3 protein-coding genes are annotated in these 1,788 nt (G+C 40.3%); 2 read left to right on the top strand and 1 reads right to left on the bottom strand.

Features of this window, described 5'->3' with window-relative positions:
* Nucleotides 1-482 (top strand): GerAB/ArcD/ProY family transporter (locus tag LD39_RS18470; protein ID WP_035551447.1); only part of this gene is annotated, 482 nt, incomplete at its 5' end.
* Nucleotides 483-516: 34 nt separating this feature from the next.
* Here the strand turns inward: LD39_RS18470 and LD39_RS18465 are convergent.
* A complete protein-coding gene (locus LD39_RS18465) occupies nt 517-858 on the bottom strand; it encodes a helix-turn-helix domain-containing protein (RefSeq protein WP_035551444.1) in 342 nt (113 codons plus the stop codon).
* Nucleotides 859-1,001: 143 nt separating this feature from the next.
* Between LD39_RS18465 and LD39_RS18460 the strand changes: the two genes are divergently transcribed.
* Nucleotides 1,002-1,610, top strand: a complete 609-nt coding sequence (locus LD39_RS18460) for a nitroreductase family protein (RefSeq protein ID WP_035551442.1) — start codon at nt 1,002-1,004, stop codon at nt 1,608-1,610.
* Nucleotides 1,611-1,788: the final 178 nt, after the last annotated feature.

The raw sequence follows: 1,788 nt of genomic DNA, 5'->3' as shown, positions 1-1,788 counted from the left end.
AAGAAAGTAAAAAAACTAAGCACGGCTGGTTTCTGGGAGTTCTTTTTGGCGGGGGTGCCTTGTGGCTAGTTACCCTCTTATGCCTTCTTATATTAGGAAGCGACCTTACTGCTCTAAATGCTTATCCCAGTTATAAAATCGGTCAGAAAATCAATATAGCCGGCTTTTGGGAAGGGCTAGAAATTATCATCGCCATCATTTGGATGTTAACGATTTTCTTTAAGATGGTGGTACTTTATTACGCATCCTCCGTCGGCATCGCCCAATTCCTTAAGATGGATAATCATAGATCATTACTTCTTCCTCTAGGGATAGGGATGGTGGTCCTGTCGATCATCGCGTACCCTGACGTTGCTTATTTCGAAACCTTTGTCGGAGAGATTTGGCTTTCCTATGCACTTACCCACGGCCTCTTTTTGCCCTTCTTGTTATGGATTGGACTCCTTATAAAGAAGAAAAGAACTAAGGAAACAAGCACATAAAAAAAGGACTTTGCTTTAAATTGGCAAAGTCCCTTCAAGATTCCATTGAGATTGATTCTTCATCCTCTATTTCAAGCCATTCCTGTGACCATTTTTCAATTTCATCCATTAACGGTTTAAGAGATGACCCTTTTTCCGTCAACGAATATTCGATGCGGACAGGTGTTTCAGGGTACACGTCCCTTTTAACTAACCCTTCTCTTTCCATATCCTTCAATCGATCAGACAAGACCTTACCGCTGATCCCAATGGCTGATTCAATTGTACAAAAACGCTGCTGTCCGTCTAATAACTGATAAATGATCAGTCCAGTCCAGCGCTTACTTAAAATTCCAATCGCTTTTTCAAAACGAGGGCAAATGGAAGATTTACTCATTATTCATCACTCCTCCTTTAATTTTACCACAGATTTACATGTAATTAAATTAGTAAAAACAAACAACTATCTTGACACTATTAATTAACTTATATATAGTTAGTTACATAAAGTAAGTATTATAAAATAAGGAGAGATAATGGATGACAACTCAAGTAAAAGATTTTTATACAGCTGTCAAAGAACGCCGCACCATCTATACATTAAGTAAGGAGTCCCCTGTTGCTGATGAACGTATTCAAGAGGTTGTAGAACATGCCGTTAAACACACCCCCACTGCATTTAATTCCCAAGGAGCACGCGCTGTCGTGTTATTGAATGATCACCATGATAAGCTTTGGAATATGACGACTGAAACACTTAAGGAGATTGTTCCTGGTGACAAATTTGAAAGTACACAGGAACGTATGGATGGGTTCAAAAACGCATATGGCACCGTGCTTTTCTTCGAAGATATGTCGATTGTTGAAGGACTGCAAGAACAAATGCCAGTATTCGCTGATAACTTCCCGCTTTGGGCACAACAATCTAATGGAATGCTTCAGTATGTGATTTGGACCTCTCTAGAGCAAGAAGGTTTCGGGGCTTCTCTTCAACACTACAATCCATTGATTGATGAAAAAGTGAAAAGCGAGTGGAATATTCCTGACTCGTGGAAACTGATTGCCCAGATGCCTTTCGGAAAACCTGCAGCTCCAGCTGGCGAAAAAGATTTCCAGCCCGTCGAGTCACGTGTTCAAATTCATAAATAAAAGACTCTGTTAACTGCTACTGTTGTATTCCTGATTGGTTTACTCTATAAAGTTATTCCACAAACGTCCAGGATTGTTGAAGACTTGATTTCTAGATGTATGTGTGGTTTTAGGGTCGTTGGGGAAGGACTCGTCTAGCTGTAACGCCCAGACACTCGCGTCATAAGCAGAAAAATCA

It is taken from the genome of Halobacillus sp. BBL2006 (genome assembly GCF_000786645.1).
In the GTDB taxonomy this organism is placed as follows: Bacteria; Bacillota; Bacilli; order Bacillales; family Halobacillaceae; genus Halobacillus.
Note: the sequence above shows the minus strand (reverse complement) of the source record. Positions and strands in the feature narration are given on the sequence as shown.

Excerpts from the sequence above, each read along its gene's own strand:
- LD39_RS18460 (WP_035551442.1), top strand. The coding sequence starts at position 1,002 with ATGACAACTCAAGTAAAAGATTTTTATACAGCTGTCAAAGAACGCCGC.
- LD39_RS18465 (WP_035551444.1), bottom strand. The coding sequence starts at position 858 with ATGAGTAAATCTTCCATTTGCCCTCGTTTTGAAAAAGCGATTGGAATT.